The 15,723-nt window shown below is 62.7% G+C and carries 15 protein-coding genes; 9 read left to right on the top strand and 6 right to left on the bottom strand.

All coding sequences use genetic code 11. The features are described 5' to 3' along the window. Positions 1-949 precede the first annotated feature (949 nt). The 4 genes from mscL to HMPREF3172_RS04590 all read right to left on the bottom strand — a co-directional run bounded on the left by mscL (position 950) and on the right by HMPREF3172_RS04590 (position 3,676). Positions 950-1,414 (bottom strand): large conductance mechanosensitive channel protein MscL, encoded by a 465-nt coding sequence (mscL, locus tag HMPREF3172_RS04605; protein ID WP_070428107.1) that lies wholly within the window; start codon positions 1,412-1,414, stop codon positions 950-952. Between the two features lie 255 nt (positions 1,415-1,669). Then, the gene (locus HMPREF3172_RS04600; protein ID WP_070515784.1) at positions 1,670-2,398 is read right to left on the bottom strand and encodes an SAF domain-containing protein; all 729 of its coding nucleotides are present in this window, start codon (positions 2,396-2,398) and stop codon (positions 1,670-1,672) included. A gap of 168 nt (positions 2,399-2,566) precedes the next feature. Beyond that, on the bottom strand, positions 2,567-2,773 hold the full coding sequence (locus tag HMPREF3172_RS04595; protein WP_062020504.1) for an FmdB family zinc ribbon protein: 207 nt from the start codon (positions 2,771-2,773) through the stop codon (positions 2,567-2,569). A 129-nt stretch (positions 2,774-2,902) separates the two neighbouring features. Continuing rightward, on the bottom strand, positions 2,903-3,676 hold the full coding sequence (locus HMPREF3172_RS04590; protein ID WP_070515782.1) for a 5-formyltetrahydrofolate cyclo-ligase: 774 nt from the start codon (positions 3,674-3,676) through the stop codon (positions 2,903-2,905). Positions 3,677-3,721: 45 nt separating this feature from the next. Here HMPREF3172_RS04590 and galU point away from each other — a divergent pair, with 45 nt between their 5' ends. From galU to HMPREF3172_RS04570, 4 genes are all read left to right on the top strand, one after another. Next, complete coding sequence (gene galU / locus HMPREF3172_RS04585) at positions 3,722-4,636, top strand: UTP--glucose-1-phosphate uridylyltransferase GalU (RefSeq protein ID WP_061942010.1); 915 nt, start codon at positions 3,722-3,724, stop codon at positions 4,634-4,636. Between the two features lie 63 nt (positions 4,637-4,699). Then, positions 4,700-5,359 (top strand): hypothetical protein, encoded by a 660-nt coding sequence (locus HMPREF3172_RS04580; protein WP_070515780.1) that lies wholly within the window; start codon positions 4,700-4,702, stop codon positions 5,357-5,359. Positions 5,360-5,404: 45 nt separating this feature from the next. After that, a complete protein-coding gene (locus HMPREF3172_RS04575) occupies positions 5,405-6,076 on the top strand; it encodes a GNAT family N-acetyltransferase (protein ID WP_070515829.1) in 672 nt (223 codons plus the stop codon). 224 nt (positions 6,077-6,300) lie between these two features. After that, positions 6,301-7,335: a hypothetical protein gene (locus HMPREF3172_RS04570; RefSeq protein WP_070515778.1), complete on the top strand. Its 1,035-nt coding sequence runs from the start codon at positions 6,301-6,303 to the stop codon at positions 7,333-7,335. A gap of 245 nt (positions 7,336-7,580) precedes the next feature. Here HMPREF3172_RS04570 and HMPREF3172_RS04565 read toward each other — a convergent pair whose 3' ends face one another. Continuing rightward, positions 7,581-9,038, bottom strand: coding sequence for an NAD-dependent succinate-semialdehyde dehydrogenase (locus HMPREF3172_RS04565; protein ID WP_070515776.1), 1,458 nt, complete (start codon positions 9,036-9,038; stop codon positions 7,581-7,583). 215 nt (positions 9,039-9,253) lie between these two features. Beyond that, positions 9,254-9,535, bottom strand: a complete 282-nt coding sequence (locus tag HMPREF3172_RS04560; protein ID WP_070515774.1) for a GNAT family N-acetyltransferase — start codon at positions 9,533-9,535, stop codon at positions 9,254-9,256. A 199-nt stretch (positions 9,536-9,734) separates the two neighbouring features. On the opposite strand from HMPREF3172_RS04560, the gene HMPREF3172_RS04555 reads away from it, so the two are divergent. From HMPREF3172_RS04555 to HMPREF3172_RS04535, 5 genes are all read left to right on the top strand, one after another. Further along, entirely contained in the window at positions 9,735-10,694 is a 960-nt protein-coding gene (locus tag HMPREF3172_RS04555; RefSeq protein WP_141741574.1) for an ornithine cyclodeaminase family protein, read from the top strand. Further along, positions 10,691-11,239 (top strand): GNAT family N-acetyltransferase, encoded by a 549-nt coding sequence (locus HMPREF3172_RS04550; protein ID WP_070515771.1) that lies wholly within the window; start codon positions 10,691-10,693, stop codon positions 11,237-11,239. Before HMPREF3172_RS04555 ends, HMPREF3172_RS04550 begins: the two co-directional genes overlap by 4 nt. A gap of 199 nt (positions 11,240-11,438) precedes the next feature. After that, the gene (locus HMPREF3172_RS04545) at positions 11,439-13,091 is read left to right on the top strand and encodes a long-chain-fatty-acid--CoA ligase (protein WP_070515769.1); all 1,653 of its coding nucleotides are present in this window, start codon (positions 11,439-11,441) and stop codon (positions 13,089-13,091) included. 121 nt (positions 13,092-13,212) lie between these two features. After that, on the top strand, positions 13,213-14,688 hold the full coding sequence (locus HMPREF3172_RS04540) for a peptide MFS transporter (protein WP_062020486.1): 1,476 nt from the start codon (positions 13,213-13,215) through the stop codon (positions 14,686-14,688). Then, the gene (locus tag HMPREF3172_RS04535; protein ID WP_070515767.1) at positions 14,688-15,596 is read left to right on the top strand and encodes a 3-hydroxyacyl-CoA dehydrogenase NAD-binding domain-containing protein; all 909 of its coding nucleotides are present in this window, start codon (positions 14,688-14,690) and stop codon (positions 15,594-15,596) included. The genes HMPREF3172_RS04540 and HMPREF3172_RS04535 overlap by 1 nt, the downstream gene beginning before the upstream one ends. The last annotated feature ends 127 nt before the right edge of the window (positions 15,597-15,723 follow it).

Here is a 15,723-nt window from a genome sequence, read left to right as displayed (position 1 = left end):
GATTTGTTGCTAAGGCGTGGGGTGGGTGTTGGGACGCTGCTGCAGGCGGGGCACGAGGTGGACGTCGGGGTCTGGCTGGGTTGGCACTTCGTGGTTTTCAGCAGTTCTCACCTCGTTCAGCCAAGAAAAACACCCGTTAGATGGAATCCGCGCCTTAGCCACAAAAACACCCGTCTGCCGGGATCCGCGCCTTAGCCGTAAATACTCCCGTTTGCCGCTGCGAGACTCCCTTTAGCCGGTTTCTGCGGTTTAGCAGTGACTGCTAAGGAGTGGATTTGTTGCTAAGGCGTGGGGTGGGTGTTGGGAAGCTGCTGCAGGCGGGGCACGAGGTGGACATCCGGGTCTGGCTGGGATGGCACCTCGTTGTTTTCAGCAGTTCTCACCTCGTTCAGCCAAGAAAAACACCCGTTAGACGGAATCTGCGCTTTAGCCGCCGCGTGACTCCCTTTAGTCGGGATCTTCGCTTTAGCCGTAAATACTCCCGTTTGCCGCAGGGAGACTCCCTTTAGCCGGTATCTGCGGCTTAGCAGTGACTGCTAAGGAGTGGATTTGTTGCTAAGGCGTGGGGTGGGTGTTGGGAAGCTGCTGCAGGCGGGGCACGAGGTGGAGGTCCGGGTCTGGCGGGGATGGCACCTCGTGGTTTTGGGTGTGGAGGCGGGGAAAAATTCCCGTTGGCAACTAATCCACCCGTTAGACGGAATCTGCGGCTTAGCCGTAAATACTCCCGTTAGCAATGAATCCACGCTTTTGCCACAGCGAGACTCCCTTTAGCCGGGATCTTCGCTTTAGCCGCAACTGCTAAGGCGTGGATTTGTTGCTAAGGCGTGGGGCGGGGTGGGATGCAGCCTCGACATATCTTTGCGAACACAAAAATGCTGATGCCCCGAGCATTGTGCTCGGGGCATCAGCATGTGATTCAGGTGTCAGCGCTCAGCGCTGATCCTCAACCTCAGTGACGGGGCGAGGAGCTCGAACCGTCGTCGAAGTTCACGTTGTTGCCTTCTTCGGTCGCGTCGCCGGCAAGCGAGCGGCCGGCAAGCAGGTCGCGAATTTCAGCAAGCAGTTCTTCCTGCGTGGGCGGAACGTCTTCGTCTTCGAGTTCGCCGGTGTTGCGCAGGCTGTTGAGCTTGTTCATCGGAACGATGATGACGAAGTAGACGATCGCTGCAACGATGATGAAGTTGATGGCCGCGGTGATAACAGCACCGAAGTCCATGAACGTAGCCTTGTTGCCCGAGACGATTTCGAAGCCGAGGCCCTCCATGTCCGGCGGGCCTGCAACGGCCAGCATCGGCTGGATGAGCTTGGTCGAGATCGCTTCGACAATTGCGGTGAACGCAGCACCGACGATGACAGCGGTTGCCAGTTCAACAACATTGCCGCGCAGAATAAAATCGCGGAAGCCTTTGAGCATTGTTTTTCCCTTTCGCAGTCCTGGTTTCCGAACAGGACACTGCTCGAGACAGATACTCTTTAAGTTTAGGCTGAAAATCGGCCGAGTTTACAGGGTTTCATCCCTTCGCCGCGTGCAATCTGTCACAAGAACAGCGCTTTTTGTGACCCTCGTCCTGTTCAAGCGAGCAAATGGGGTTGTATTTTCGGAGCGAAAGAGTGCTCACCGCCAACCTCACAGGGCCCCGCTGACACCGCAGGCCCCGTCACCAGCCGGTCACTGCACGATTGCGAAGCTCAGCATGTCCGGCGGGATCATTGCAAGTCGGGCCGCTTCATCCGGCGTGACAGCCAGAGTCAGAACGAGTTTGCCGTCATCAAATGCGCTACCGGATGGGCGCGACACACCCGTAACCACGGCTGATTGCACAACTACGGAATCGTTCTTCGCAAGATCCTTCGCACCTGAACTACCAGCACCGCCGCCGTTCTTCCCGCTGTTTTCGTCCGCGGCGCCGCCCTGTGCACCTGCATCCGCACCTGCCACCGTGTCGAACCCTGCAGCCTCACCGAAACCGTCACTCTGCGCTGAATAGATGCGCACTCTGTTGCCGGTTTGGATTATCGAAGCTGCCGCCGGGTCTGCCGCGGGCACCGGCACCAGGACTGTTCCTTCCGGTGCGGTGCCCTTTTCAAGCAGGGAATCATTCGTAATAGGAGTGCCAGCAGACAGAGCCCCGGCAGCGTGCGCCCCGATCACCGCGTCAATGGAATTGTGCGCGCTGTCGGGAATGAGAGCTGGAGGATAGGTGCGGACGTCGAGATCGGCCGACGTGATTTCCTCTCCTGCCGCAAGGCTTTTGGCAGCAACCACGACGGGTTTGCCAGACGTCTGGGGGATGACAGCCCAGACAGCGATCAGCGTGGCAAGTCCCACCAACAGCGGGGCGAGGACCATTCGGTGCGCTCGCACTGTTCGGCGCAGAGAGGCAAGGCGTTCAGACATGCCTCCAGTGTGTGCTCGCTCAGAGGCCGACACGCGGCGAAAACAGCAACTGTGACCTATAGTCCGGCGGCACCCGGCGCCTGTGACCTACAGTCGCGAGTCAGCCGGTCTCTGTGACCTACAGTCGCGCAGCGCTGCTGCCCGGACCCGCCGCGCTCAAACGCGCTTTTACTCCCCGGAACCTCCGCCGGATGAGCTGCGCGAGTCATTGCGGTAGAACCCCGAGCCCTTGAACGACACTCCGAGCGAGCCGAACACTTTGCGCAGCTGCTCCTGCCCACATTCGGGGCATGTGGTCAGGGCGTCGTCGTTGAAACCCTGGTGGATGTCGAAGCTGTGACCGCAGTTCTTGCAGGCGTAGGAGTACGTGGGCATGTGTTCTTTCCTTGGCGGTGGGCCGCTGCGGCCCGTGTGACCGACGCAGAAAGTATAACCAGCCGCGCATGCGCACAATTCGCCAGCCTGACGCCGCGCCCGCACCAGCCTCACGCCGCACCCACCACGCTATTCGGCGGCCCGCAGTCCGTTCTCGGTCAGCACCGATCCGACGGCCAGATCCCAATCTTCTGCCCCCAGGTGACCCCCGAATTCCCAGGAGAAGCAGACGCCGGTGAGCGGCACCTCGTGAGCCAGAGCAGGAGCCGCGCCCCGCGGCCCGAACGTCCGGTCGTAGAACCCGCCGCCGTTGCCCAGCCGGGTGCCGTCGGCGCCGAATCGCAAGCCGGGCACCAGCACGAGCGGGGCCCGCGGGCGCCCCTGGGGGAGCACTCCCGAGGTGCCGCCCGGGTCCCCTGCCCGATTCCGGCTGGCCGTACGGGCCAGGGTGACGAGGTGTTCGGCCAGCTGTTCAGTCGTGAGCTCTTCGCGGGGTTCGCGGATACGCCATTTGCCCTGCGGTGGGAGGTCCATCGTGCCGGGTGCACGACCCCAGCTGAGTGGCTCGTTCGGGTGAGTCACGGGCAGGAACACGGTGCCGCCGCGGCTCATGTAGGCGTTCAGTGCAGGATCGAGGTTGGGCTCGCCGGGCAGTGCCGCGTAGGCGACAACGGCAGGCCGGTCGGCGATGAGTTCCGAGGCAGTATTCGCCAGCTGCTCCTGAGCTCGGGTCAGCCGTTCACGTGCGGTACCAGCTGAACCCGCAGCCCCCGTGACCTGCGCAGTCCCTGTGACCTCCGCCTCGTGGGCTCTTGACCTGCGGATTTTTCGCACCTCGGCGCGCAGGGCGGTTTTGTCTGAGTGCTTCGTCGTGTCGTTGGGCTCGTCGGCGGGACTGCTCACTTTTGCTCACCTTCCGTTCATCTGACACAGCTTAGAATGACCGGCATGAAGAACCCAGAGCGAAAAGTCCGCAAGGCTGTTATCCCCGTTGCGGGACTCGGCACCCGTTTCCTTCCGGCCACGAAGGCCATCCCGAAGGAAATGCTGCCGGTGGTCGACAAGCCTGCCATCCAGTACGTGGTTGAAGAGGTTGTCGATGCGGGGCTGAACGATGTCCTCATGATCACCGGACGCAACAAGCGCCCGCTGGAGGACCACTTCGACCGTGTTGACGGTCTGGAAGAAACGCTGCGTGCAAAGGGCGATGACGCCAAGCTGGAAAAGGTGCAGAAGGCCAGCAGCCTCGCGGATGTCCACTACGTCCGTCAGGGCGACCCCAAGGGTCTGGGCCACGCTGTTCTCAAGGCCGAACAGCACGTGGGTGACGAACCGTTTGCCGTGCTGCTGGGCGATGACCTCATCGATGAGGCCAACCCCATTCTGCCGACCATGATCAAGGTGCAGGAAGCCACGGGCGGTTCGGTTGTCGCACTCATGGAAGTCCCGCAGGAAGACATCAGCCTGTACGGCTGCGCGGCTGTTGAAGATGTTGCCATTGACGGTGTTGACGCCGATTCGGCCGTCAAGATCACCGGTCTGGTCGAAAAGCCCGCCGCAGACGAAGCTCCGTCGAACTACGCGGTCATCGGCCGTTATGTTCTCGCGCCCGAAATCTTCCCCGTGCTGGCCAAGACCCCTCCCGGGCGTGGAAACGAAATCCAGCTGACGGATGCTCTGCAGACGCTGGCCGAGGACCCTTCGTCCAACGGCGTCTACGGCGTTGTGTTCTCCGGTGATCGCTACGACACCGGCGACAAGCTCAGCTACCTCAAGGCTGTTGTCACTCTGGCCGGCCGTCGCGATGACCTGGCGGAAGATCTCAACAGCTGGCTGCGCGGCTACGTGGCTGGGCTTGACTGACCTGTGTGATTCACTGGGTGCAGCTGCACCCATGTCTCGCAATGACAACCGGGAGGTTCTCCGATGACCGCAGGTCAATGGCAGCCGCCGCGCAGAAGCGCGGCTGTTGCTCCGCTCGGTGGTGATTCGCTGGCCGCACAGGCCGCGACCGCCGTCCACGAGGAGCTCGACAGTGCCGGATTCGACGCCCTCGAGGCGCTCCTGCCCGATGTCGCCGGAGTCGGCCCGCTGTGTGATGCCTTTGCCGATTCGGCGGATCTCCTGGTGCTGGTTGGCGGGCTGAGCGCCGACGACAGCATGGACGTGGCCGGTGCGCTGTCGCAGTTCACCGACACTCCGCTGCCGGGGCTGCAGGCGATCATCTTTGATTCGGCTCGCCGGCACGGCGCGAACCACGTGTTGTTCACGGCCCCGTGGGTCGGCTGGGTCGGCACGACTCTCGCCATTGCCCTGCCCGCTGACGAGGCGGTCGCAGCTTCCGTCATGTCCGAAATCCTGCCGCTGTACGCGGATTTGTTGGATCAGCGTGATAACGGCACCGTGCCGGGTGGGCCGTCGGGTGGTTTTGGTTCCCGAGGCGGTTCGCGCGGCAGCTCTCGCGGCTGGGGCGGCCCGCAGCGCGGTCAGTCACAAGACAAAGGTGCCGATGATGACCAGCCCGGCGGCGCCTCGATCCTCCAGATGCCCCGACCCGTCACCCCTGACGATGAAGGTGACGCCTAAGCGCAGCTCCTGGGTGTGTTTGGTGTGGGTGTTCCATGGTGGCCGATGCGGCTGACCGGGTCGCAGGGTGTGATTCTGCGGCCGCTGAAACGCGCTGATGCTGAAAAGTTTGCCGAGGTCAGGGTCGCTAATCGCGATTGGCTCCAGCCCTGGGACGCAACCCTGCCCGGTGTGGACATACGGGGTGGTGCCTTGGCAGGGGAAGCGTCCGGTTCTGACGAGGGGCGTTACGGCACCGAACTCGAGGCCGCCCTCCGCAAAGAGCGCGCAGCCTTCCATTCCATGCGGCGCGCACTGAACGCCCAGGCCAGACGGGGTGTGGCGTTGCCGTTCGCTCTCGAGGTGGACGGCAGCTTCCGCGGGCAGGTCACTGCGTCGAGTATTCAGTGGGGGTCGATCAGCTCAGTGCAGATCGGCTACTGGATCGATTCGCGTCTTGCCGGCCGTGGACTCATGCCGCTGGCCGTGGCAATGACCGCCGACGCCTGCTTCTTCGACCTGGGGCTGCATCGCGTCGAGATCAACATTCGTCCCGAAAACAGCAAGAGCCTGCGGGTGGTTGAGAAGCTCGGCTTCCGGTTTGAAGGTGTGCGCCGCGGGTACATGCACATCGCGGGCAACTGGGCGGACCACCGTTCCTACGCGCTTCTTGCTGACGAGGTGCCGACTGGGCTCGCCAACGCCTACATCCGTGACCGCGGGTGGGGCGGGAGGTGAGCCTGGCCTGACGTGAAGTGTGGTCGGCGGCCGGAGGGCGCCTCGGGAATTGAGTCCCTCGACAGGTGAGGGGAGTGGGTTTCTGGAGGGCGCCTCGGGCAGGGAAAATGAGTGGACGCTGACAATGTGACAGACACACCGCGATGCATCCCCAATCCGACATTGGGTGTGCATATTGTTGTGTTTTGGATGATCAGCGAAATCGGCGCCGGACGGACACATCTATGAATTCACACAGCTCATCGCCCACGCGCGGCCCGCAGGAGACTGCACGCGGCGCGCAGAATGCTGCCCCGACCCGTGAAGCTGCAGTTGACGGTGCACACGGTGGTGCTGAGGTTGGTGCCGGCGTGGACACGCGGAATGTGCGTCGCGCTCTCGGCGTTGGTGTTCTGTTCTTCGGTCTGGCAACGATCGTCACGTTCTTCTTTGCTCTGTTCACGGCCCTGACCTGGGCGGTTCCCGTTCTGAGCGCGGCTATGGCGCTCAGCTGCGTGCTGGTTGTCATCGCCATCAACGGCGAAGCGTCGGAAGGTGCCGTTGCGCGCCGCTCGGCACCGGTGGCTTCTTCTGCTGCGCCTGTGGCTGCGGCTCCGGCGGCGAAGGCTGCTGAGCCTGCCCCGGCTGCGAAGGTTCCCGCCGCGAAGTCCGAACCTGCCGCGCCTGCCGCCACCGCTGAAGCGCCCTCCGTAAAGGTCACCCCGCAGGTGCCAGCCCAGAAGGGGCAGACGAGCGGCACCTCGTCCGTTTCGAAACTCATGTCGAACCGCAGCGGTGCGGCTCGCGAAACTCGTGCGGAGCGCGTGCGTCGTCTGGCGGCAAGCTCCATGCGCCGTAACGATGTTCCCAGCCGCGAGGTGCTTGACCTCGAGGCCCCAACCGGCGAAATTCCGGTCGTTTCCACTGGCGAGAAGCGTGTGCGCGAGGTTGTCGCGAGCAGCGAGTTTGCACCTCGCCCGGTGCCGGAGCCGACCTACGTCAAGGTGGCTCGTGCGGCTGGCGAAAGTGCGGCGCAGGACGGAGCGACTGCTTCGGCCGCTGAGCGTGAATCGGCTGCTGAACACTTCGCCGCCGCCGAGGGCACCGTTCCCGAACTGGTCGATGCCGCGAAGGAAGACGACGGCACCGCTGCTCTGAAGCACGGCCGGAAGGCTATTCGCGCCGATAAGCAGGTTGCGAAGCCGGGTGCCGTGTCGCGTGCTGCGGAAGACGCGGCATACGAAAAGGTCAACGACCTGCTGGCTCGCCGCCGCGCTTGATCGTTAGCCTGCGGCTGCGTTCAGCCCGCCGCCGCGCTTGAGTTCTAGCGCTTCAAGCCCCGTCCGGTTCTTACACCGGGCGGGGCCTTTGCGTTTCAGGGATCTATGGCTGAGCGGGGCTTCAGCGTTTCAGCGTCTGCATACAGAAGCGGGGGCGGGCTCGATGCCCGCCCCCACTTTTACGCCGCAGCTAACGCGCCCAACGGCAGCTGACGCGCCCAGCGGCGGCAATCACGTAGGCCGAATCACCCCACGGGTGTGGCGACGTATTTGATTTCGAGGTATTCGTCGATGCCGAACTGCGAACCTTCGCGGCCCAGGCCGGATTCCTTCACACCGCCGAAAGGCGCGGCAGGGTTGGAAACAAGTCCGGTGTTGAGCCCGACCATGCCGGCTTCGATCTGCTCGGACAGGCGGAGTGCCTTTTCGAGGTTCTCGGTGTACAGGTAGGACGAAAGCCCAAACTCGGTGGCGTTGGCCATTTCGATGGCTTCGTCTTCGCTGTCGAAGGTGTAGATCGGAGCAACGGGGCCGAAGATCTCTTCGCGGTTGATCGCAACATCGGCGGGGATGTTCGTGAGCACTGTGGGTTCGTAGAAGAACCCGTCGCCTTCAACCCGCTTACCGCCGGTCACGACGTGAGCACCGGCCGAAACAGCTTCGTCCACCAGTTCAGCAACCTTGTCGAGTGCCTTTTCTTCAACCAGCGGGCCGATGTCAACGCCGTCCTCAAGCCCGTTGCCAACCTTGAGCGCTTCCATCCGCTCCGCCATCCGCTTGGCGAATTCGTCGGCAACAGAAGAGTGCACAATGAGGCGGTTTGCGGCAGTGCAGGCTTCGCCGATGTTGCGCATCTTCGCCTGCATTGCACCTTCGACGGCCTTGTCGAGGTCGGCGTCTTCGCACACGATGAACGGTGCGTTGCCGCCGAGCTCCATGGAGGTCTTGAGCACGTTGTCGGCTGCCTGCTTCAGCAGGTTCTTGCCGACATCTGTGGATCCGGTGAACGAAATCTTGCGCGCAATGCCGGATTCCATCCACGGGGTGACCACGCGGCGGGCCGAGCTCGACGTGACGACGTTGACCACACCTGCGGGAACACCGGCTTCGACCAGCACTTCCATAAGCATGAACGATGTCAGCGGGGTCAGCTGTGCGGGCTTGAGCACAACGGTGCAGCCTGCTGCCAGTGCGGGTCCGATCTTGCGGGTGCCCATGGCCAGCGGGAAGTTCCACGGCGTGACCAGGATGCACGGGCCGACCGGCTCCTTGGAGATCATGAGGCGGTTCTTGCCGTCGGTGGACTTCATGTAGTCGCCGCCGATGCGCACGGCCTCTTCGGAGAACCAGCGGAAGAATTCGGCGCCGTAGGCGACTTCGCCCTTGGCTTCGGTGAGCGATTTGCCCATTTCAGCGGTCATGACCGCGCCGATTTCGTCCTGCTTCTCCATGAGCAGCTCGAAGGCGCGGCGCAGGATTTCTCCGCGTTCGCGCGGTGGGGTGGCAGCCCACGATTTCTGTGCCCGGCCAGCTGCTTCGATGGCGTCTTGGGCGTCTTTTTCGCTGCCGTCGGCAACTTTCGCAATGACTTTGCCGGTTGCGGGGTTGATGACGTCGATGGTGTCGCCGGTTTCGGCGTCGCGCCACTGCCCGTCAATGAACAGTCCGGTGTTGACCTTGTCGATGATCGACTGCACGTCCATGCTTGAGCCGTCCTTTCTTGTCGCTCCTGTGCCAGTGTATGCCCCGAGGGCGCCGCCCGGCTGACCGTTTTGCCTGCTGGTCAGCGCCTGTTCTGGCCAGCTGCCGAGGCGCCGCTCACCACCGCACACCACTGCCCGGTTTCGCTGTGCTCACCGGGCACACAGCCGCCGAGGTGGAGCTGAGCTGGCGCTCTTAAGCTCACCTCGGCTGGCGCTCACTTCACGTGTTCGGCGTATTCGGGGTGCTTTTCGATGTAGTGCTCGACGTAGCTGCACGAAGGTGTGAACGTGAACCCGTCCTGGACGGATTCACTGAGTGCACGCCCGACGATCTTGCCTGCAACGCCTTTTCCGGTGTAGCCGTCGTGGGTGACGGTTTGGAAGAAGTCGCGGTGGGTGCCGTTTTCGCTGTAGGCGGCGAAGCCTGCTTCTTTGCCGTCGATGAATCCGACGTAGCGCTTGGTGTCGCGCTGGTGTTCGATGTTGACGTCTGTCATGGGTTTCCCTTTCGCTGCTGGGCTGGCCGCGGCCTCGGGGCGCCCTCAGGCTGAACCCCGGGGCACAGGCGGCGTCTCATCCGGCCCAACGAAGTGAGACACTCACCTTATTCCGTTTACAGTGGTGAGCAGCACATGCAAACCCGACCGCCAAAACCCGCACACCCAAGCACACCGCCAAAACCCGTGGGAGGTTCCCTTGTTGAACATCGATGCTGAAACCCTGCTGTCGACGGTGTCGTCAGCGCAGGCGCGCGACGGCATGCGCGAAGCTCTGCGTGCCGGCTATGACCCGGATACGTGCCTGCCGCGCACATCGGCGGAGCTTCCCAACGGCCAGTTCCTGTTCATGCCCAGCGCGGCTGATGATTTCGTCGGCATCAAGGTGCTCACGCTCACCCCGGAGAACGCCGACCGTGGCTTGCCGACTATTCAGGGCAGCGTCCTGCTGTTTGACGGCCAGACCCAGGCGCCTCTGGCGACTGTCGATGGTGCCGCGATCACCGAGCTGCGCACACCCGCACTGTCAATGGCTGGTGTGAAGGACGTGCTGCAGCGCCGCTTCGCCGATGGCGTCCACATGGTGATCTTCGGTGGGGGAGCGCAGGCAGCCGCCCACGTTGAGGCCGCCCAGGCCACGGTGCCTGTCACTTCGCTGACCGCTGTCGTCCGCGGTGAAGGCAAGGCGCAGAGGGTTGCTGCCAAGGCCGCCGAATTCGGCATCGAGTTCACGGAGGCAGTCTCCAACAGCCCCGAAGCGATCGAAGCCATCGAACAGGCCGGCTTCATTGTGACTGCCACCGGCGCCTCGGAGCCCCTGCTGGAGGACGCCCACGTCCGCGATGATGCCGTTCTCGTGGCGATGGGTTCCCACCTGCTGAACGCGCGCGAACTTCCCGGCGATCTGCTGGGCCGTTCGACCGTCGGCGTCGAATCGATCGACAATGGCAAGCGCGAAGCCGGCGATGTTCACCAGGCCATCGAAGAAGGCCACTTGAGCTGGGATGACGTTCTGTCGTTCAGTGACATCGTGAAGTCTGGGGGTGCTTGCATTCCGGACGACCGCCCCTTTGTGTGGAAGTCGGTCGGCCAGGGCTGGGAAGACATCGTGGTGGCGGGCCTGGCCTACCGTGCGGTTCTCAAGGACTCCGACAAGTGAGTGCCCTGACCATCCGTCAGGCCGAACCCGCGGACGCTCCCGCGCTGGTCGACCTTATCGAATCGGCCTACCGCGGGGATCGTTCGCGCTCCGGCTGGACGACGGAGGCTGACCTCCTGGACGGCCAGCGGGTCGACCTGCCCATGGTCGAGCAGATGCTCGGCACCTCGACTGTTCTGGTCGCCTTTGCCCAGGATCACGAGGCGCCTGCCGGCTCCCGCTCTCCTCTTGCCACCGTGACGCTTACGGATGAGGGCGATGGTGTGGCGTATTTCGGCACGTTTGCGGTCTCACCGGAAGCGCAGGGCAGTGGCGTGGGCAAAGAGCTCATGGCGTTTGCCGAATCCTTCGCGCAGCGCGAATGGGGTACAACTTCCATGCGCATGACGGTCATCAGCAAGCGAGCCGAGCTCATTGCGTTCTATGAGCGCCGCGGCTATCAGCGCACGGGCGAAACCGAGCCGTTCCCGTACGGGCAGGAGCGCTTCGGGGTGCCGAAGGTCGATGACCTCGAGTTCGCGGTTCTCACAAAACCGCTCGGCTAACCGCTGACCTGAATCCTGTTTCTTAACAGACGGGATTATGTCCCGCGCGTTGTGTGATCGTGGGCACATTGGGTTTAGACTCATCAGTAGCCATCCGCCGGACAGTTCGTGTGTCAGCGGTCGGCCCACATAGACGTGGGTTGGCTTCTGCGCTTCGGCCTGTGCGGCGGCACGCTGTTTCCACAGGAAGCGAGGACACATGCTCAAGGGAATCCCTTCGACTCTCGGTGACAGCTACCAGCTGAACACCACCACTCTGATGCGGCATGCGGTGAACAACTTCCCGCAGCAGGTCATCACCCACCGCACGAATGACGGTCAGTGGCACAACACGACGTACGCCGATTTCGGCAAGCGAGTCAGCCGTCTGGCGCACGCTTTGGACAAGCTGGGCATCGGCCCGGGCACGATGGTCGGTGTTGCCGACTGGAACTCGCTGCGCCACTTCGAGCTCTACTTCGGCATTCCGGGTGTTGCGGCGACGATGCTGCAGATCAACATCCGCCTGGCTCCGACTGACATTCAGTACGTTGTGAACCACTCGAACGTCGAGTGGATCTTCATTGACGAATCCCTCCTGCCGATCGCCGAGGCGATTGCCAAGGCCAGCTACGTCAAGGGCTTCGTCATCATGACGGACAAGCCGTCGTCGGAAGTTGAACACAACCTGCCGAACGCCTACTTCTACGAAGATCTGCTGGCTGAGGCCGCGGAAGAGCACGGCGATGACTACGAATTCCAGCAGGTCGAAGAGACCACGGCCTGCTACGCCGGCTACACCACCGGCACCACAGGCCGGCCGAAGGGCGTCTACTATTCGCACCGTTCCATGTACCTGCACGCTATGGCGGTCATCAGCAACCTCAAGGTCGACTTCACTGACGTTGTTATGCCGTTTACGCCCATGTTCCACGTGCTGTCGTGGGGCTTCCCGCAGGCTGCGATGGGTGCGGCGGCGAAGCTCGTGCTGCCGGGCATGTTCTCGGCAACCGATATCGGTCCGGTGGCCGAGGCGATTGCCCGCGAGGGTGTGACCGCTACGAACGGAGCCCCCGCACTGTTTGCGCCGATTCTTGAGTACTTCCGTTCGCTGGACACTCCGCCGGATCTGTCGCGCACCCGCATGATCGCAGGTTCCACAGAACCTCCGGTTGCGCTCATGAAGGGCTTCAAGGAACTGACCGGCGCCTATGTCATCCACGGCTACGGAGCGACGGAAACGTCCCCGCTGGCATCGATCAACTGGCAGCTGCCGCCGTGGCTCAATGACCTGTCGGAGGATGAACAGTGGGACATCCGCCGTGCGCAAGGTCTGCCGCTGCTGGGTGTGGAATCCCGCGTGGTCGACCCCACAGGCGAAGATGTTCCGCACGACGGCAAGTCCAACGGCGAGATCATCATGCGCGGCCCCTGGATCACGGAGTCGTACTACAAGCTCGATGACAACGACGACCGTTTCATGGACGGCTGGTGGCGTTCGGGCGATGTCGCGGTCATCCTGCCGTCGGGTCACCGCAAGATCACCGACCGCCTGAAGGACGTCATCAAGTCCGGCGGTGAGTGGATCAGCTCGATCGACATGGAAAACGCCATCCTCGACGAACCCGCTGTCCTCGAAGCCGCTGTCATCGGTGTGCCGGATGCCAAGTACGACGAACGTCCCGTCGCGTTCGTTGTGCCCCGCCCCGGCAAGGAAGTCACCGATGACATGGTCATTGACGTGCTCAAGAGCCGCTTTGCCAAGTGGCAGCTGCCGGACAAGATCGTCATCACCGACGAGCTGCCCCGCACCTCGGTCGGCAAGCTCGACAAGAAGGTTCTGCGCAGCGAATGGGAACAGAAGAACAGCTGACCTGACCAGCACCTTCACCCTCACGAGGCGCCGCCTGCCTCCCAGCCGCACCGCACCTTGGTGCGGTGCCCGGGATGGTGAGCGGCGCCTCGTCATGTGTTTCCTCTACCCTGGTGGGGTGATGAAAACCCCAGCAAAGAGTTCTGACGAGGTCCAGGCGGACACTCGTTTCTTCGGTCATCCGCTCCCGCTCGCCCAGCTTTTCGGCTTGGAGATGTGGGAGCGTTTTTCGTATTACGGCATGCAGGGGATCTTGGCGATCTACCTGTACTTCTCGGTTGCCGACGGAGGTTTGGGCTACAGCCAGACCACGGCTACCGCGTTTGTCGGTGCCTATGGCGGGGCGGTGTTCCTGGCGACCATCCTGGGCTCCTGGATTGCCGACCGTGTGCTCAGCTCCGAGCGTGTGCTGTTCAGCAGCGCGATCATCATCGTTGCAGGCCACGTGGCTTTGGCGGTTGTGCCGGGCTTTGCCGGCGTGCTCATCGGTACGGGGCTTGTGGCGCTCGGTTCGGGTGGTCTGAAGGCGACGGCCTCAGCGATTGTCGGCACGCTGTATTCGGAAAAGGACCCGCGGCGCGATGCCGGGTTCTCGCTGTTCTACCTGGGCATCAACATCGGTGCTCTGCTGGGTCCGCTGATTGTGGGTCTGCTGCAGGATCGGATCGGCTTCCACATCGGCTTCGGTGCCGCTGCTGTCGGTATGGCGCTCGGCCTGATTGTGTACATGACCGGCCGGAAGAACCTGCCTGCGGATTCGCGTAAGACGGTGAACCCGCTGCCGCGCAACAAGCTGTGGATTCTGCCTGCCGCGGTTGTGGCGGTCGGTTTGGCCATTTGGGCTGTTGTGGCTCTTGGCTGGTTGACGGTGTCGAACATCTCTACCTGGATTGCCGGTGTTTCGGCGTTCGCGGCGATTGTGTACTTCACGATCATGACCACCAGCAAACAGGTCACCTCTGTTGAACGTTCGCGCGTGTTCGCGTTCATTCCGTTCTTCTTGGCGTCTGTTGTCTTCTGGGCGCTGTATCAGCAGATCTTCGGCGTGCTGGTTGTGTACTCCGATGAGAGCCTCAACCGTTCGGTGTTCGGTTGGGAAATGCCGATCTCGTGGGTCACGCTCATTCCCGCCGCGTGGGTGATCCTGCTGTCGATGGGCACCTCGGCGCTGTGGCTTCGCATGGGCGACAAGCAACCCTCGACCATGGTCAAGGCCGGACTGGCGCTGGTGCTGATCGGTGTGGCGTTTCTGCTGTTCATCCCGTTCTCGTCCAGCGGTACCGGTGATGCGCGCACGCCGCTGCTGTACATGATCTTCCTGCTGATGCTGTTCGTGATCGCGGAGCTGCTCATTTCGCCTATTGGCCTTTCGGCAGCTACGCGCCTGGCGCCGCGGGTGTTCCGTTCGCAGATGATTGCCCTGTTCTTCCTGGCCTCCGGTGTGGGTACATCGCTTGCCGGTGTGACCTCGCAGTTCTACGCGGTGGACAACCAGCTGCCGTACTGGATGTGGCACGGTATTGCCGCTCTGGTCTTCGGTGCGATTGTTCTTGCCGCAGCTAAGCCGGTTACAAAGCTCATGAAGGGAGTCCGCTGATGAAGGTTGCTGTTATCGGTGCTGGCACTATTGGCCAGTCGTGGGCGAAGCTGTTCGCCTCCCACGGGCACGAGGTTGTTCTGAGCGATCCCCGTGACGACCTCGGGGAGATCGTTTCTGGGGTGGTTGACGAGGTGCCGGCTGGGGCTGGTGCGGGTTCGGCTGGTTCCGTGCGCGCTGCCGAGGGAGAAGATCCTCTGGCCGATGCCGCCTCGGGTGCTGACTTCATTCAGGAGTGCGGCCCGGAGCGTGTTGATGTGAAGCGCGAACTCTTTGCTGCGGCCGCCGAGCATGCCTCGGCGCAGGCGGTGTTTGCCTCGAGTTCGTCGGCGATTCCGGCCTCGGAGACCGCGGCGCAGCTGCCGGACGATGTCGCTGCCCGCCTGCTGGTGGGACACCCGTTCAACCCGCCGCACATCATGCCGCTGGTCGAGGTTGTTCCTTCACCGCAGACTTCGGATGAAGCGGTGCAGACAGCTGTTGAGTTCTACCGCGGTGTGGGCCGTGAGCCGATTGTGCTGAAGAAGGAAGCGCGCGGTTTTGTGGGCAACCGTCTGCAGAATGCCGTGCTGCGTGAAGCTGTGCACTTGGTGCAGAGCGGTGTTGTCAGCGTTGAAGATCTCGATGCTGCCGTGCGCAATTCACTGGGCATCCGGTGGGCGGCGGTCGGGCCGTTTGAGGGTCTGCACTTAGGCGGCGGCAAAGCTGGTCTGCGCGGACTCATGGAGCATATTGGGCCGAGTTTTGCGCAGATCGATCTGCCGCAGCCGGACATGTCTATGGAAGGCATGGCCGAGATCTTCGATCAGGCTGAAACCGCCTACGGAATGCCGCCCGAGGAATCGATCGCTGTTCGCCGCGACGAAATCCAAAACGCGATCCTCCGTGCGAGGGCCGCTGGGCGTTGAGGCGGACCGCTGGCCGTTAAGCCGAGCTTGAGCTTCGTTTAAGCGTCAAAATCCCTCGCCGGCCAGTTTTTCTGGTGCCCGGCGGGGGATTCTGCAGATGAGGGCGCATATCGAGGCGAAAACACGA

This window comes from Brevibacterium sp. HMSC08F02 (assembly GCF_001807555.1).
Classification (GTDB): domain Bacteria; phylum Actinomycetota; class Actinomycetes; order Actinomycetales; family Brevibacteriaceae; genus Brevibacterium; species Brevibacterium ravenspurgense.
Note: the sequence above shows the minus strand (reverse complement) of the source record. Positions and strands in the feature narration are given on the sequence as shown.